Annotated in this window: 7 protein-coding genes and 1 pseudogene; 5 read left to right on the top strand and 3 right to left on the bottom strand. The window is 74.6% G+C overall.

What is annotated here, in order from left to right:
• Positions 1-1,194, top strand: coding sequence for a MarP family serine protease (locus AC6JBM_RS41100; protein ID WP_497979190.1), 1,194 nt, complete (start codon positions 1-3; stop codon positions 1,192-1,194).
• A 23-nt stretch (positions 1,195-1,217) separates the two neighbouring features.
• Here AC6JBM_RS41100 and mycP read toward each other — a convergent pair whose 3' ends face one another.
• Both mycP and eccCa read right to left on the bottom strand, forming a co-directional pair.
• The gene (mycP, locus tag AC6JBM_RS41095; RefSeq protein ID WP_497979189.1) at positions 1,218-2,405 is read right to left on the bottom strand and encodes a type VII secretion-associated serine protease mycosin; all 1,188 of its coding nucleotides are present in this window, start codon (positions 2,403-2,405) and stop codon (positions 1,218-1,220) included.
• 1,458 nt (positions 2,406-3,863) lie between these two features.
• Positions 3,864-7,856 (bottom strand): type VII secretion protein EccCa, encoded by a 3,993-nt coding sequence (gene eccCa, locus AC6JBM_RS41090; protein ID WP_497979188.1) that lies wholly within the window; start codon positions 7,854-7,856, stop codon positions 3,864-3,866.
• A 132-nt stretch (positions 7,857-7,988) separates the two neighbouring features.
• Between eccCa and eccD the strand changes: the two genes are divergently transcribed.
• A complete protein-coding gene (gene eccD, locus AC6JBM_RS41085) occupies positions 7,989-9,320 on the top strand; it encodes a type VII secretion integral membrane protein EccD (RefSeq protein WP_497979187.1) in 1,332 nt (443 codons plus the stop codon).
• 55 nt (positions 9,321-9,375) lie between these two features.
• Here eccD and AC6JBM_RS41080 read toward each other — a convergent pair whose 3' ends face one another.
• Entirely contained in the window at positions 9,376-9,915 is a 540-nt protein-coding gene (locus tag AC6JBM_RS41080; RefSeq protein ID WP_350612361.1) for an inorganic diphosphatase, read from the bottom strand.
• A gap of 81 nt (positions 9,916-9,996) precedes the next feature.
• Here AC6JBM_RS41080 and dacB point away from each other — a divergent pair, with 81 nt between their 5' ends.
• The 3 genes and pseudogenes from dacB (at position 9,997) to tilS (ending at position 14,867) form a co-directional block, all read left to right on the top strand.
• Positions 9,997-11,400, top strand: coding sequence for a D-alanyl-D-alanine carboxypeptidase/D-alanyl-D-alanine endopeptidase (dacB, locus tag AC6JBM_RS41075; protein ID WP_497979186.1), 1,404 nt, complete (start codon positions 9,997-9,999; stop codon positions 11,398-11,400).
• A gap of 88 nt (positions 11,401-11,488) precedes the next feature.
• Positions 11,489-12,529: pseudogene (locus AC6JBM_RS41070) on the top strand (zinc-dependent metalloprotease); the annotation flags it as partial.
• A gap of 1,450 nt (positions 12,530-13,979) precedes the next feature.
• Entirely contained in the window at positions 13,980-14,867 is an 888-nt protein-coding gene (tilS, locus tag AC6JBM_RS41065; RefSeq protein WP_497979185.1) for a tRNA lysidine(34) synthetase TilS, read from the top strand.
• The last annotated feature ends 285 nt before the right edge of the window (positions 14,868-15,152 follow it).

Raw genomic sequence — 15,152 nt, 5'->3', positions numbered from 1 at the left:
GTGTCCGGCAGCGTGATCGACCTCGTCCTCCTGCTCCTCATGGTGATGTTCGCTATCAACGGATATCGCCAGGGCTTTCTTGTGGGTCTGCTGTCATTCGTCGGCTTCTTCGGGGGCGCGCTGCTCGGCCTGCAGCTCGGCCCGATGATCGCCGAGCAGTTCTTCTCCTCCGACCAGGCCCGCGTGGTCGTGTCGCTCTCCGCGGTCTTCGGCCTCGCCGTCGCCGGCCAGGCCCTCGCGAGCTTCGTCGGCAACCGGCTGCGCAACGCGATCGTCAGCCGTAACGCCCAGGCCGTCGACAACGCGGGCGGCGCCGTCGTCTCGGTCGTGGCCGTGCTCCTCGTCGTCTGGCTGGTCGCCGCCCCGCTGAGCACGTCGTCGCTGCCCTGGCTGGCCCGCTCGGTCAGCAACTCGATCATCCTGAACGTGGTCGACAAGGCGATGCCGGCCCAGGCCGACGCGCTCTCCCAGGCGCTGCGCGACACCGTGGACACCCGCGGCTTCCCGGACGTGTTCGACGGCCTTTCGCCGACCCGGGTCAAGGAGGTCTCCCCGCCGGACCCGAAGCTCGCGGGCTCCGAGCTGGTCAAGAGTGCCAAGAAGTCCGTGGTCAAGGTCCTCGGCCAGGCACCGAGCTGCTCGCGGCGCATCGAGGGCTCCGGCTTCGTCTACTCGCAGAACCGCGTCATGACCAACGCCCACGTCGTGGCCGGCACCAAGACCGTGAGCGTCCTCGTCGACGGCTCCTCGCGCCCGCTGCCCGCGACCGTGGTCGCCTACGACCCGAAGCGGGACATCGCGGTCCTCTACGTCAAGAGCCTCAACGCCCCGGTCCTGCCCTTCGCCGCGAAGAAGGCCGAGTCCAACGACGACGCGATCGTGCTCGGCTACCCGCTCGACGGGCCGTACGACGCGCAGTCGGCCCGCATCCGCGACCACCGCGACATCACCGGCCCGGACATCTACGACAAGGACAAGGTGACCCGGGAGATCTACACGATCCGGGCGCTGGTCCGCTCCGGCAACTCTGGCGGCCCGCTGCTCTCCACCGACGGCGAGGTCATCGGGGTCATCTTCGCCGCGGCGGCGGACGATCCGCAGACGGGCTTCGCGGTGACGGCGGACGAGGCGTCGCAGGTCGCCGAGGCGGGCAAGCAGCACACGGACCCGACGCAGACGGGGGAGTGCGCCTAGCCTTCTGGTCTCCTGCGTGGTGGCTACAGGGTGGTCGAGTGCCGGGCGCGGCGGCGGTGATGGAGTAGTACGCCGGAAGCTCCCGCGATGGAGATCAGCAGCACCGCCGTGAGGCCCGCGACCGCGCCGGCCTCCGTGCGCACGTCGCTCGCCAGCTGCCGCAGATCCGGCTCCGCGGACGTGCTCGGCATCGGCGCCGCCCCGCCCGGCCGCAGCGGCCCGGCCTGCTCGGCCTCCGCCTCGTCGCCGGCCGGGGTCGCGGCCGGTCCCGGCCCGGAGGCGTCCTCGGCGAGCGGGTTGGTCGCGACCTCGCCGACGGTGTCGCGCAGCGCCGCGACCGGGTCCACCTCGCCGTAGCCGAACCGGTCGTCGCGCCCCTTGGGCCCGAGGTCCTTGGCCGTGCCGATGAGCCGGTTGATGACGTTCGCGGCGCTCATCTTCGGGAACCGGGCGCGCACCAGCGAGGCCGCCCCGGCCACGAGGGGGGTCGCGAAGCTGGTGCCCTGGACCTGCCAGTACCCGCCGCCGGGCTTCGCCCCGATGAGATCCACCGCGGGCGCGGTCAGCACCGTCTCGGGCCCGGTGAGGGAGCCGGACCAGAGCACGTCACCCTTGGAGGTCTTGGTACGCGCGCCGAGGCCGGCCACCGCCACGACCCCGGGCTCCCGCGCCGGATACCACACCTGGTGGATCGACGGGTCGGTGGCGATGTTGCCGGTACAAGCGACAACCACGACATCGTGCGCCGCCGCGTACTGCAGCGCCTCCGCGATCGCCTCGCTGCGCAGCGCCCCGCCGAGCGAAAGGTTGATCACGGAAGCCCGGTGATCCACCGCCCAGCGCACCGCCTTGGCCACGACACCCGGATCGTCGTACTTGTTCGCCTCGTCCAGAACCCGGATCGGCAGGATCTTGGCCCCGGGCGCGATCCCCCCGGCCCCCGAACGATCCCGGTTGTTGCCCGCGATGAGGGCGGCAACGGTCGTACCGTGCCCGACCGGATCGACCTTCCCCTCGTCCCCCGCCGCGGGGTCGACGAGGTCGAGCCCGGGCAGCACCTGCCCGGCGAGATCCGGGTGCGTGGCGTCGACCCCGCTGTCGATGACGGCGACGATCACGCCCTTCCCGGTCGAGACCTTCCAGGCGTCCCGCGCGTCGAGGGCGGTGAGCTGCCACTGCTCGCTGCGGGCCTCGAAGGCGACCGCGGCCACCGGCCCAACCCCGACTCCCACCGCACAGGCGAGCGCCGCCGACAGCCCCAGAGCAAGGGCACGGCCGGCGGCGCGGGCGATGGAGGTGAGCGCGATGGAGACATTCTGGACCGTCTTGGTCGGATCTGTCAGGCCTCTGGCCCCACCTCGCCGAAAGGTGGTAACCCGTTCGGCCCGGTGACGCCCGCCCAGCAGCGCCTACACCCCTCCCTCCGCGCAGACGGTCGCCGCTCGCCCCGCAGCCGCCGCGACCGCCGGCCGACTCACACCACGAGGGGGAGCACTCGGCGCCAGCGGACGTCCGGCAACTCTGGCTCAGCGAGCAACCCCACTCGCACAGATCCAGCGGCCGCGCCGGACCGCTCCGAGGCGTTTGCGCGCGCGGCCGCCAGTGCGCGGCGGGGCGGTTCGAGGCGTCTGCGTGCGGCCTGGCAGATGCGGCGGGGCGGTTAGAGGCCTTTTGCGTGCGGCCCGGCAGGTGCGGCGAGCGGTTCGAGGCGTCTGCGTGCGGCCTGGCAGGTGCGGCGGGGCGCGGTGGGCGGTTCGGGCCGTCGGTGCGCGGCCTGGCTGATCGGCCGGCTCGGCATAGTCGAGTCCTCCTGCTGCTCGGCCCCACGCGGCCCACTTCCGATGGATGGTCCGGGCGCAACCCGCTCGGCGCGCACCACGGCTCGGCACGGCCTCGGCGAGCGCGACCAGCTGGGCGCCGCGGTGCCCAGCATCAATCGGCCCGGCACGCCCGGCACGCCCGGCCCGGCACGCGTGGCCCGGCACGCCCGGCCCGGCACGCGTGGCCCGGCACGCGTGGCCCGGCACGCGTGGCCCGGCACGCCCGGCCCGGCACGCGTGGCCCGGCACGCCCGGCCCGGCACGCGTGGCCCGGCACGCCCGGCCCGGCACGCCCGGCCCGGCACGCCCGGCCCGGCACGCGTGGCCCGGCACGCCCGGCCCGGCACGCGTGGCCCGGCACGCCCGGCCCGGCACGCGTGGCCTGGCTGATGCGGCGCGGCTCGGCATCAACGAGCCCTCCTGCGCTCGGCTCCATGCGGCCCAACCCCGATTGGTGCTCCAGGCGCGACCCGCCCGGCGCGCCCCCACGCCTCCGCACGGCCTTGGCGAGCGCGACCAGCTGGGCGCCGCGGTGCCCAGCATCAATCGGCCCAGTCAGGCGTGGACCAGCCCCAGCCTGCGCGCGCGCCTGGCGTGGCCTGGCTCGGCTCGGCCAGCCTGACGCGGCCGACCTGGCCCTGCGTGTCCCGATCTGGGCCTGCGCGGCCCAGCCGGGCGCGGCCCCAGCCCTCGGCGCTGCGTGGCGCAGACTGGCCCAGTCCAGCCCGGCCGGACCCAGCCCGGCGCGGCCCGATCCAGTCAGGCGCAGACCAGTCCGGCCTGGCGCGGCTCAGCTCCAAGCGGCGCGGCCCAATCTGGCGCGGCCGGTCCCGGCCCGCGGCGGAGGGCTCAGGCGACGGGGCAGTCGGCGATCTGAATAAGCGTGCCGCTCTCCTTCCGCGTGACCAGCCGAGCGCGGCCCGGCGGCAGAGCGCTGAACCGCACGTTGTTCAAGGCCAGACTCTCGTCGCGATCGCCCGACATGAGCACGACCGGCGAAGCGAGCTCGCGCAGCCGCTGCAGCACCGGCTCGAAGAGCGCGCGCCCCACGCCCCCGCTGTGCCGGGCGACGATCAGGTGCAGCCCGATGTCGCGGGCCTGCGCGAGGTAAGGCAGCAGCGGCGTGAGCGGGTTCCCGGCGGCCGTCGGCACCAGGTCGTAGTCGTCGACGAGCACGAAGCACTGCGGCCCGGTCCACCAGCTGCGGTTGCGCAGCTGGTCCTCGGTCACGTCCGGGCCGGGCAGGCGCCGCTGCATGTAGTCCGCGACCGAGGCGATGAGGTCGACGGTCTGCTGCGTCCCCGTGCCGTAGCCGATCAGGTGCTCCGTCCGCACCGCCCCGAGCAGGCTGCGCCGATGGTCGATCAGCACGATCCGCGCCTCCTCCGGCGTGAACCGGGCGCTGATCGAGGTCGCCAGGCCGCGCAGCAGCGTCGACTTGCCGCACTCGGCGTCGCCGAAGGCCAGCAGATGCGGTTCGACCGCGAAGTCGATGCGCACCGGGCGCAGGTCGGACTCGGCGATGCCGATCGGCAGCGCGAGCGGGTTCTCCGGGTCGGCGTCGCCGGCGATCTCGGACCAGGGCACCGACGCGGGCAGCATCCGCACCGGCCGGGCGGGCGCGCCGGGCCAGGCCGAGGCGATCGTCCGCACCAGCTCACCGGGCTCGGCCCCGTTCAGCCGCGGCTGCACCACGAGCAGATGCAGCCCTTCCTGCGTCATCCCGCGGCCCGGCGTCTCGAGCGGCACGGCCGCGGCCGCCCGGCGCTGGCCGAGCGAGTCGCCGGGGTCGCCGAGCCGCAGCTCGATCCGCGCTCCGAGCAGGTCGCGGAGGCCGGACTGGAAATCCATCCAGCGCGAGGCGGAGACGACCACGTGGATGCCGTAGGACAGCCCGCGCGTGGCGATGTCGACCACTACCGCCACGAGATCCTCGTAGTCCTTGCGCACGCTGGGCCAGCCGTCGACGACCAGGAACACGTCGCCCCAGCCGTCGTCGGGGCTCCCGGGCCCGCCGGCCGCGCGCCGCCGCCGGTAGGTGGGCATCCCGTCGATCCCGGCCGCGGCGAAGCGCTGCTCGCGCGCCGCGAGCAGGGCGGCGACCTCGCCGATCGTGCGCCGGACCGCATTGGCGTCCAGGCGCCCCGCGACCCCGCCGACGTGGGGCAGCTCCCGCAGCCCGGCGAGCTGGCCGCCGCCGAAGTCCAGGCAGTACACCTGGATCTCCTCCGGTGTGTGGGTGAGCGCCAGCGCCGTGACCAGCGTGCGCAGCGCCACCGACTTGCCGCTGTGCGGCCCGCCGACCACCGCGACGTGCCCCTGGGCGCCGTCGAGCCGGAACCACAGCACGTCCCGGCGCTGCTCGAGCGGGTTGTCGATGAGCGCGACCGGCACCTGCAGCGCCCCCTGCAGCTGCGGGGTGGTGACGGTCAGCCCGCGGCCGGGGTCGATCGTCAGCGGCCCGAGCACGTCGTCCAGCGGTGCCGAGGGGGCCAGCGGCGGCAGCCACACCTGGTGGGCGGGCACGCCCCGCCCGGCGAGCTGGTCGACGATGATGTCGAGCAGGCTCTCGCCCTCCGGCGCCACCGACGGCTCCAGCTCGGGCCCGGGCGCGGGCGGCGCCGGCACGTACCGCGTCCCGTATGCCATCACCCGCGGCCGCCCGCCGCCGCCGGCGCTCGTCGCGGCCCGCCCCGCCCGTCGCCACACCCCGCCGACGTAGGCGCCCTTGAACCGGGTCAGCGGCTCGGTGCCGGACTTGAGGATGCCGTGCCCGCCGGGCTTCTTCGGCAGCTCGTACGCATCCGGCACCCCCAGCACCGTCCGCGACTCGAGCGAGTTGAAGGTGCGCAGGCCGATGCGATACGACAGGTGCGTGTCCAGCCCGCGCAGCCGGCCCTCCTCCAGCCGCTGCGAGGCGAGCAGCAGGTGGATGCCCAGCGACCGGCCCACCCGCCCGATCTGCACGAACAGGTCGATGAAGTCCGGCTTGGCCTCCAGCAGCTCGCTGAACTCGTCGACGACGACCAGCAGGCTCGGCAGCGGGGCCAGCGGCGCACCCCCGGCCCGGGCTCGCTCGTAGTCGCGGACCGAGTCGTAGTCGCCCGCCCGGCGCAGCACCTCCTGGCGGCGGACCACCTCGCCGGTGATCGCGTCGGTCATGCGGTCGACCAGCAGCAGCTCCGAGCGCAGGTTGGAGATGAACGCGGCGACGTGCGGGAGGCGGTCCATCCGGGCGAAGGTCGCGCCGCCCTTGTAGTCGATGAGCACGAAGTTGAGCGTCTCGGAGGAGTGCGTCGCGGCGAGGCCGAGCACCAGCGTGCGCAGCAGCTCCGACTTGCCGGAGCCGGTCGCCCCGATGAGCAGCCCGTGCGGCCCCATGCCGTCCTCGGCCGACTCCTTGAGGTCCAGGTCGACCGGCTGGCCCTGCTGCCCGACGCCGATCGCGATGCGCAGCCGGTCGCGGTGCGGCCGCGGCGCCCACGACTTCGCGGGGTCCAGCGTCTCCGGGTCGCCGATCTCCAGCAGCGCCGGGAAGTCCAGCTCGGCGCCGGCCTCCCGCCCCTCGCCCGGCGGCCCGTCGAGGCCGGTTGCGACCGCCAGCCGCAGCGGCGCCAGCCGGCGGGCGACGACCTCGGCCTCGGCGACGTCGAGCGCGTCGACGACCCCGATCGCCGGCGGCGGCTCGGCGACGTCGTGGTCGGCGGTGATCGTGGCGAGCCGGCCGCCGACGGTCTCCAGGACGATCGCGGACCGGTCGAGCAGCCGCGGCGGCTCCCGGTCGAGGTCCACGATGGTCACCCCGTCGATGCCGCCGTCGGTGCCCAGGTGCGCGCTGCCGGACAGGTCGCCGCCGTCGAGCACCACCACGATGTAGGGCGCGGCCGGCGGGCCCTCCCGCTCGGCGTCGAACCGGCCCCGGCTGCGCAGCAGGTCGTCAAGGCGCTCCTCGAGCTCCCCGGCGGTCTCGGCGAAGAGGCGGACCGGGCCGAGCGCGTCGGCCCGGGTCGGGTGCAGGGCGTGGGGCAGCCACTTCGTCCATTCCCACCACGCGCGCCGGTCGGGCCCGGCGCAGACCGCGACGAGCAGGTCGTCGGGGGCGTGGAACACCGTGAGCTGGGCGAGGACGGCCCGGGCCAGCGCCCGCGCCGGGTCGTGCTCGCCGGTCGGGCCGGAGGCGGCCCGCCCGGCGCGCAGGTGGACGCGGGCGAAGCTGCGCAGGGAGACGGCCACCGGGAGGCCGGGGACCACCGAGTAGGCGTCGAGGAACCGCCGCAGCGCGGCCGCGGTCATCGGCTCCAGGTCCTGCAGGGGGCGGGTCGTCGGCGGGATGAGCGGGGTGGCGAGGGTCTGCGGGCCGGTGGCGACCCGCACGATGGCGAAGTCACCGTCGGTCGCGCGCCGCTCCCACAGGCGATAGCCGTCGACCGAGGACCAGAGCGCGTGCGGGTCCGGGTGCCGGTAGTGCAGGCCGGTGCGCTGCCGGGCCGCGGTCTCGCGGACGCGCCGGCGCAGCTGGGCGAGGTGGCGCAGGTATTCCCGGCGCGCCACGACCATCTCGGCCTTCTTCGGCGAGCCGGCGCCGGTGGACGTCAACAGCATGCCGAGCGTCGAGAAGCCGAAGATGGCGCCGATGACATAGGAATACGTCCCGCCCTCGCGCCCGGCGAAGAGCAGGGCCGTCGCGACGGTGCCGGTGAGCATCGGCACCACCTGCACCAGCTGTTGCCAGCGCGACGCGGGGGCCGGCGGGAGCTCCGGCGGGGCGGCCACGACGATCTCCCCGCTCGGGATCTCCGGAGCGGGCCGGCGCGGGGAACGCTTCACGACGACCGTGGTCACGCCGGAAACCCTAAGTGAGGGGTACGACACTTTTCCGCCCCGGACCATTGATCGTGACGACTTCGTCACGCTGTGGAATCGGCGGGCGCTCGGGGGCGACGCGTGCCGACGGATCGTGGTAGTTCTATGCCCATGTCGACTGCAGCGGCCGGTCTGGCCCGCATCACGATCAACGCGCCCGGGCGGCGCGTCGATGTTGCGGTGCCTGATGCGGTACCGCTGGCTGAATTGCTTCCCGAGCTCCTGCAGCATGCGGGCGACGGGCTCGCCGACGAGGGTGAACGGCACGGCGGCTGGCTGCTGCGGCGGGCCGACGGCACCACGCTGTCGGCCGCCGCCGGGCTGGCGGGGCAGGGGGTGCGCGACGGCACCGTCCTGCACCTGGTCCCGGCCCGCACCGGCTGGCCGGAGCTGGAATACGACGACGTGGTCGAGGCCATCGCCGCGGGCGCACGCCGGCAGGGCCTGCCGTGGGGTCCGGCCGCGACCCGGGCGGCCGCGATCGGAGCCGCCGGGGCCGGGCTGCTCGTCGCGCTGATCGCCGTCGTCCGGGCCGACCTGCCCCTGGTCGCCGCGGCCGTCACCGCCGGGCTGCTGCTGGCCGGCGTCACGGCGTCGCGGGCCTACGGCGACGCACTGGTCGGTGCGAACCTGGCCGCCTTCGCCCTGCCGTTCGCCGCCGCCGGTGGCTGGCTGGCGGCGCCCGCGGCCGCCGCGCCGGCGGCCCGCGCGCTGCTCGGGGCCGTGGCGCTCCTGCTCGCCGCGCTCTTCGGCGCCGTCGGCGTCGCGCACCTGATGCGCCTGTTCGCGGCCGGCGCGACCGTGGGCGTGCTCGGCTCGCTGACCGGGCTGCTCGCCGCCGCGACCCGTCCGGCCGCCGCGGCCGCGGTGCTGCTCGCCGTGCTGGTGGCGGGCGTGGCCGGGCTGCCGCTGCTGGCCATCCGGCTCGGCCGCCTGCCGATGCCGGTCGTGGCCACGCCGGCCGACCTCTCCCCGGGCGGGCGCGGGCCGGCCGCTGACCGGGGCCGGATCTTCGCCGCCGTCGCGCGCACGGACGAACTGCTCACGGGCATGCTGCTCGGGCTCGCCGCGGCCGCCGTGGGCGGGTCGGTCGTGCTCGCCCGGTCCGGGGACGTCTCCGGCATGGTGCTCGTCGCGGTCGGCGCGGCCGCGCTGCTGCTGCGGGCCCGCACGTTCCTGACCATCCGGCAACGGCTGCCGCTCATCCTGGCCGGGCTGGCGGGTTTCGCCCTGCTCGCGCTGTTCGCCGGGTTCGACGCCCGGATCGTCGCGGCCGTGGCGCCGCTGGTGGCGCTCGGCGTCGCCGTGGCGGGAACGCGGGCCGCGTCGCGTCCGGCCTCGCCCTACCTCGGGCGCGCGGCGGATCTGCTCGACACCCTGTGCGTGGTCGCGGTGGTGCCGCTCGCCTGCGCGGTTTTCGGGTTGTACGGCTTGTTCCTATGAAACGCGAAGGCGCCCGGTGTCGGACGACCGGGCGCCTTCGCGGTGACCCGCCGGTCTAGTCGACCGGGCGGGCGATCGGGGCCACGCCGGGGTCGTGGTACGTGCCCGCGGCGATGGCCTCGGCATAACGGCGCCGGGACTCGGCGATCTCCGCCTCCGCCTCGACGCGACCGACCCAGGTCGCGCCCTCGACGCTCTTGCCGGGCTCGAGGTCCTTGTAGACCTCGAAGAAGTGCTGGATCTCCAGGCGGTCGAACTCGCCGAGGTGGTGGATGTCCCGCAGGTGCTCCAGCCGCGGGTCGTCGGCCGGGACGCACAGGACCTTGTCGTCGCCGCCCTTCTCGTCCGTCATGCGGAACATCCCGATCGCCCGGGAACGGATCAGGCAGCCCGGGAAGGTCGGGGACTGCACGAGCACGAGCGCGTCGAGCGGGTCCTCGTCCTGGCCGAGCGTGCCCTCGATGTAGCCGTAGTCGGCCGGGTACTGCGTCGAGGTGAACAGAGTCCGGTCCAGCCGGATCCGGCCGGTGGCGTGGTCGACCTCGTACTTGTTGCGCTGACCCTTGGGGATTTCGACCGTGACGTCGAAGTCCATCTGACGACTCCTCACCCTCGCACCGCTGCGCCGACCATTAGTCTCGCGTACGGCACGGTGGGGCATCGCGGGGAGGGTCGGATGGCGAGGGAAACACCACAACGACGCGCCGGGGCCGGCCTGATCGCCGCCGTCGTCGCGCTGGTCCTGGCGCTCGGTGCGGCCCTGGCCTCGGTCTTCGCCGGAACGCAGATCGTCAATGGGCTCGGCCTCGCAGGCGGGCAGAAGACGCACTGGACGGACGGGACGGCCCCGGCCGCGCCGCCGGCGGTGCTCGCCGCGGCGGACGCCCAGGCCCCGATGCCGACCCAGGGCGGGGTCACCTCGGCGCTGCAGTCGCTGCTGGCCGTGCCCCAGCTCGGGCCGCACATCACCGCGTCGGTCGTGGACGTCTCGACCGGGCAGACCATCTACTCCTCGGAGCCGGACGCGGCGATGACCCCGGCCTCGACCACCAAGCTCGTGACCGCGGCGGCCGTGCTGGCGGCGCGGGGGCCCGCGTACCGCATCGAGACCAAGGCGGTCGCGGGCACGCAGCCGGGCGAGGTCGTGCTCGTCGCGGGCGGCGACCCGACGCTCGCGGTCTTCCCGACGTCGTACTACCCCGGCGCCGCCCGCATCGACGATCTCGCCAAGCAGGTGAAAGAGGCGCTCGGCGGCCAGGCTCCCACCAAGGTGACCTACGACGTCAGCATCTACACCGGCTCCGGCATCGGGCCGGGCTGGGACTCCGACGCGACGACCGGCGGCTCCGGTGCCGTGATGACGCCGATCATGACCGAGGGCGGGCGGCAGAAGCAGCAGAAGTACGCCCAGCGGTACCCGAAGCCCGATCTTCAGGCGGCTCAGGCATTCGCGAGCGCATTGGGCGTACCGACGAATGCCGTCGCGGCCGGAAACGCCCCGCAGGGCGCGAAGGAACTTGGCAAGGTCGAGTCCGCGCCCATGTCGCGCATGGTCGAGTTCATGCTGCAGGAGAGCGACAACGTGCTCGCCGACGCGCTCGCGCGGCAGGTGGCGCTGGCCAAGAGCCAGCCGGCCTCCTTCGAGGGCGGGGCGGCGGCCACGAAGAGCGTCCTGGAGGAGCTCGGGCTGCCGGTCACCGGCTACGGACTGGTCGACGGCAGCGGCTTCTCGCGCAACGACCGGCTCTCCCCGGCCCTGCTCACGGCCGTCCTGGCGATGGCCGCCCGGCCCGACCGCGCCGACCTGCACTCGATCTTCAGTGGTCTGCCGGTCGCGGCGTACTCCGGGACACTCACCACCCGCTACCTCAAGCCGGACCAGGGCGGGTCGGCCGCCGGGCTCGTGCGCGCCAAAACCGGCACCCTGACCGGTGTCAACTCGCTGGCCGGCGTCGTCGTGGACGCCGACGGACGCACGCTCGCGTTCGCGTTCATGGCCGACCAGACCACCAACGCGGATCAGGCCGTGATCGCCCTTGACAGAGTTGCCGCAGCTCTTGCCGCCTGTGGGTGTCACTGAGCACCGCCGCGGTGACGCTGCGTCGATCAGGGTGTACTCAGGGTTTCCACCCGCCACAGCGGTGGCCCAGCGCGGGTACGGTTGGTTCATGGCGCAGTTCGTCGATTGGGATCTGGCCGCAGCAACCGCCGCGGCGCTGGGCAAGAGTGGCCCCGCGGTGTCATACGAGGAGGCCGCGGACGCCGTCACCGACCTACGCGGCCTGGCCGATGAGGCCTCCGGGCACGTCACCGAGTTCACCGGCCTGAAGGCCATGATCCAGGGCCCGCCGGTGCGCGTTGTCGACCGCCGCGACTGGGCCGCCACCAACATCGCGGGGCTGCGCGAGGTCATTCAGCCGCTGGCCGAGCGGCTCGCGGGCGGCAAACCGCCGGGCGCCATCGTCGGGGCCATCGGCTCGCGCTTCACCGGCGTGCAGGCCGGCACGGTGCTGGCCTACCTCTCCGGCAAGGTCCTGGGCCAATACGAGGTCTTCTCCGCCGACCCCGGCCAGCTGCTGCTCGTCGCCCCGAACATCGTCGAGGCCGAGCGCAGGCTGGGCGCCAACTCGCGCGACTTCCGCCTCTGGGTGTGCCTGCACGAGGTCACCCACCGCGTGCAGTTCACGGCTGTGCCGTGGATGCGGGGATACTTCCTGGGTGAGGTCGGCGCCTTCGTCGACGCGTCCCAGCTCAACCAGGACCAGCTCGCCGAGCGCCTGCGCCGGGGCGTGACCGCCCTCGCCGACGTGGTCCGCGACCCCGACAGCCGCGTCTCGGTGCTCGATCTCGTCCAGACGCCGGGCCAGAAGGCGGTGCTCGACCGCCTGACCGCACTCATGACGGTGCTGGAGGGCCACGCGGAGTTCGTGATGGATGGCGTGGGTCCGGATGTCGTACCGACGGTTGACGACATCCGCGCCAAGTTCAACCGCCGCCGCGAGGCCGGCAACCCCCTCGACCGTGTCCTGCGCAAGCTTCTCGGCGTGGACGTGAAGATGCGGCAGTATGCGGAGGGCCGCAAGTTCGTCCACGCCGTCGTCGAGCGCGTCGGCATGGAGAGCTTCAACCGCATCTGGCAGTCGCCGCTGACCATCCCGCGCCTCAACGAGCTCTCCGACCCCGACGCCTGGATCGTGCGGGTCCTCGGGGCGAGCGCCCTGAGCCGCTCGACCGCCGCGACCCCGCCGTCCTCGATCGCCGCTCACGGTTCGGCCGCCGCGGCGTCCTCGGTCGCGGCTTCGGGCTCGGACTCGGCCGTGGAGGAGCCGCCGGCCCCGGTGCCGACGGTGCCCGAGCCGCTGGACGAGTCCCCGGCGGAGGCGGGCGTCGCCGAGCCGACCGAGGTGGCGGGGCTGACGCCGGAGGAGTCCACGACTGTGGTCGCTCCGGCAGTCGTACCGCCGGCGCCCGAAACGGCATCGGACGCCTGGTCGGCTGCGGCCGGCACATCCTCCGCCGCGACCGACGCCGAACCGACCTCAGCGGCCGCGACCGACACCGGCGCCGCGCCGGCTTCCGCGGCCGATACTGGCGCCGCGCCGGCTTCCGGGGCCGCGACCGACGTTGACGACGAGCCGGCCGAGATCGAGCCGGGCAGTGTCGGCGGCGAGCCCGGGCCGGCGGCGGTCTCCGAGCCGGCTGCGACCGACTCGGCACCGGAGCCGATCGGCGCCTTCGAGCCGGGGGAGGCGATGCGCGTCGCCGAGTCCTCGGACCCCGAGGTCGCCGAGCACCTGACCGACCCGGCCACGCCCGCCCCTGACTCGGACAATGACAAGGCGGAGGGCTCGGCCAAGCCCGCCACCGGCATCTGATCGAGTGGCGGCGCTGTCGCCGGCGGTCGCCGCCGTACGCAACGCGGTCCGGCGCGCCCTCACCGGCGCTCCGGACCCGGACACCGGCAACGAATCAGCTCCGGGTTCCCGGCTCGCGGCGCGGCTCCCTGACGGCGAGTCGGCTCTCGGCTCACGGCTCCCGGCGCGGCTCCCTGACCTGGACACCGGCGGCGAATCGGCTCACGGCGCACGGCCCACGGCGCGGCTCCCTGACGGCGAGTCGGCTCACGGCGCACGGCTCACGGCGCGGCTCCCTGAGCCGTCTGCCGGTGGCGAATCAGCTCCGGGCTCTCGGCCCGCGGCGTCCGCGGATACGCCGCGGCTCCTGGACCCGACCACGGCGATGGCGCCCCAGGACGACACGCCGCTGGCCGGGAGCCCGGCTATCGCCGGTCGGGCGCCCGCCGCCGGACCCGATGACGGCGCGCCGCTTCGGCTCGCCCCCGGCGACTATCCCGCCCCGGTGCCGCCCCGGGGCGAGTTCCCGCGCGCGGTGCACGAGGGCGACGCGCACCTAGCTGCGAACGCATCTGACGCGCCTCCGATCGCCGCCGAGGCCGGTGAAGATCCGTCGGTGGGGCCGGATGCCGGCGTGGTGCCCCTGCGCGGCGCTTCCCGGGGCGGAACGCTGCCGCCGGACGTGGCCTTGCGCGGCGCGGTCTTGTCCAGCGTGTCTCTGAGTGGAGCGGCCTCGGGCGGAGCGGTCAGCGCGGTCGGAAGCGTCGGTGGTGCGCCTGGTGCTGGGGTTTCCGCGGGGGACACGGTGCTCGTGGCCTGTTCGGGCGGGGCGGACTCGATGGCGCTGGCCGTGGGGGCGTTGTTCGTGGCGCGGCGGATGGGGGTTCGCTGCGGGCTCGTGACCGTCGACCACGGGCTGCAGGACGGGTCCGCGGAGCGGGCCGGGGATCTGGCCGACTGGGCGGTCGATCGCGGGTTTGCGCCCGTGCAGGTGCGGACCGTTCGCGTCGGGAGTGCCGGTGGGCCGGAAGGGGCGGCTCGCGAGGCGCGGTACTCGGCACTCGAGGCGTCCGCGATCGAGCTCGGGGCCTCCATGGTGTTGCTCGGGCACACGCGGGATGACCAGGCGGAGACCGTGCTGCTGGCGCTGGCTCGGGGGTCCGGGCCCCGCGGGCTGGCGGGCATGCCGCTGCGGCGGGTGCGCAACGGGGTGCTCTTCGTGCGGCCGCTGCTCGACGTCAGCCGGGCCGAGACCCGGGCGGCCTGTGCGGCTGAGGGACTCGTGGTGTGGGAGGACCCGCACAACGCCGACGCGGCCTATGCCCGGTCGCGGGTTCGGCCGCTGGTGGCCGCGCTCGGCGATGGCGTCGTCGGCAACCTGGCCCGGACCGCGCGGCTGGTCGGGGCGGACTCCGCGTACCTCGACGGGCTCGCCGCCGAGGCGCTGAACGGCGCGCTCGATGACGCGGGCGGGCTGGCGGTGGCGGCGCTGCGGCGCATGCCGGGTCCGATCCGTAGCCGGGTGCTGCATGCTTGGGCGCTGCGCCTCGGGGTGCCGGGCACGGATCTGTCGCATCGGCATGTGGATGCGCTCGACGCGTTGATCGTGCGCTGGCGCGGTCAGGGTGCCGTGGCGCTGCCCGGTGGCCTGTTCGTGGCCCGGGCCGCGGGAAGACTGCACGGAAGCCGCTGAGGCGTCCCAGTCCGCCGGCGGCGCGCTGAGCACACGCACCAGGCCTCGCTGTGCACGCATGCGCGGGCCGCGCTGTGCGCATACATCGGGGCGTGATTCCGCAAGCAGGAGGCCGGGGCGCGCTGTGCACATATGCGCCAGGGCGCGCTGCGCGCATACGCCGAGACGCGATTTTGCAAAGCGGGAGGCCGGGGCGCGATTGCGCGAAGCGCTGAGGCGGAATCGGGGGCTGTTCTCGGTGCCGGTCCGGTGGTCTGCTGAGTGGACTCTGGTGGCCGGATGGGG

This window comes from Dactylosporangium thailandense (genome assembly GCF_059739745.1).
The sequence above is the reverse complement of the archived record's forward strand: the minus strand, read 5'-3'. Positions and strand labels throughout refer to the sequence as shown.

Bases quoted from the DNA above. Each gene is read 5' to 3' on its own strand.
- eccD (WP_497979187.1), top strand. From the start codon at position 7,989: ATGTCGACTGCAGCGGCCGGTCTGGCCCGCATCACGATCAACGCGCCC.
- AC6JBM_RS41080 (WP_350612361.1), bottom strand. From the start codon at position 9,915: ATGGACTTCGACGTCACGGTCGAAATCCCCAAGGGTCAGCGCAACAAG.
- dacB (WP_497979186.1), top strand. From the start codon at position 9,997: ATGGCGAGGGAAACACCACAACGACGCGCCGGGGCCGGCCTGATCGCC.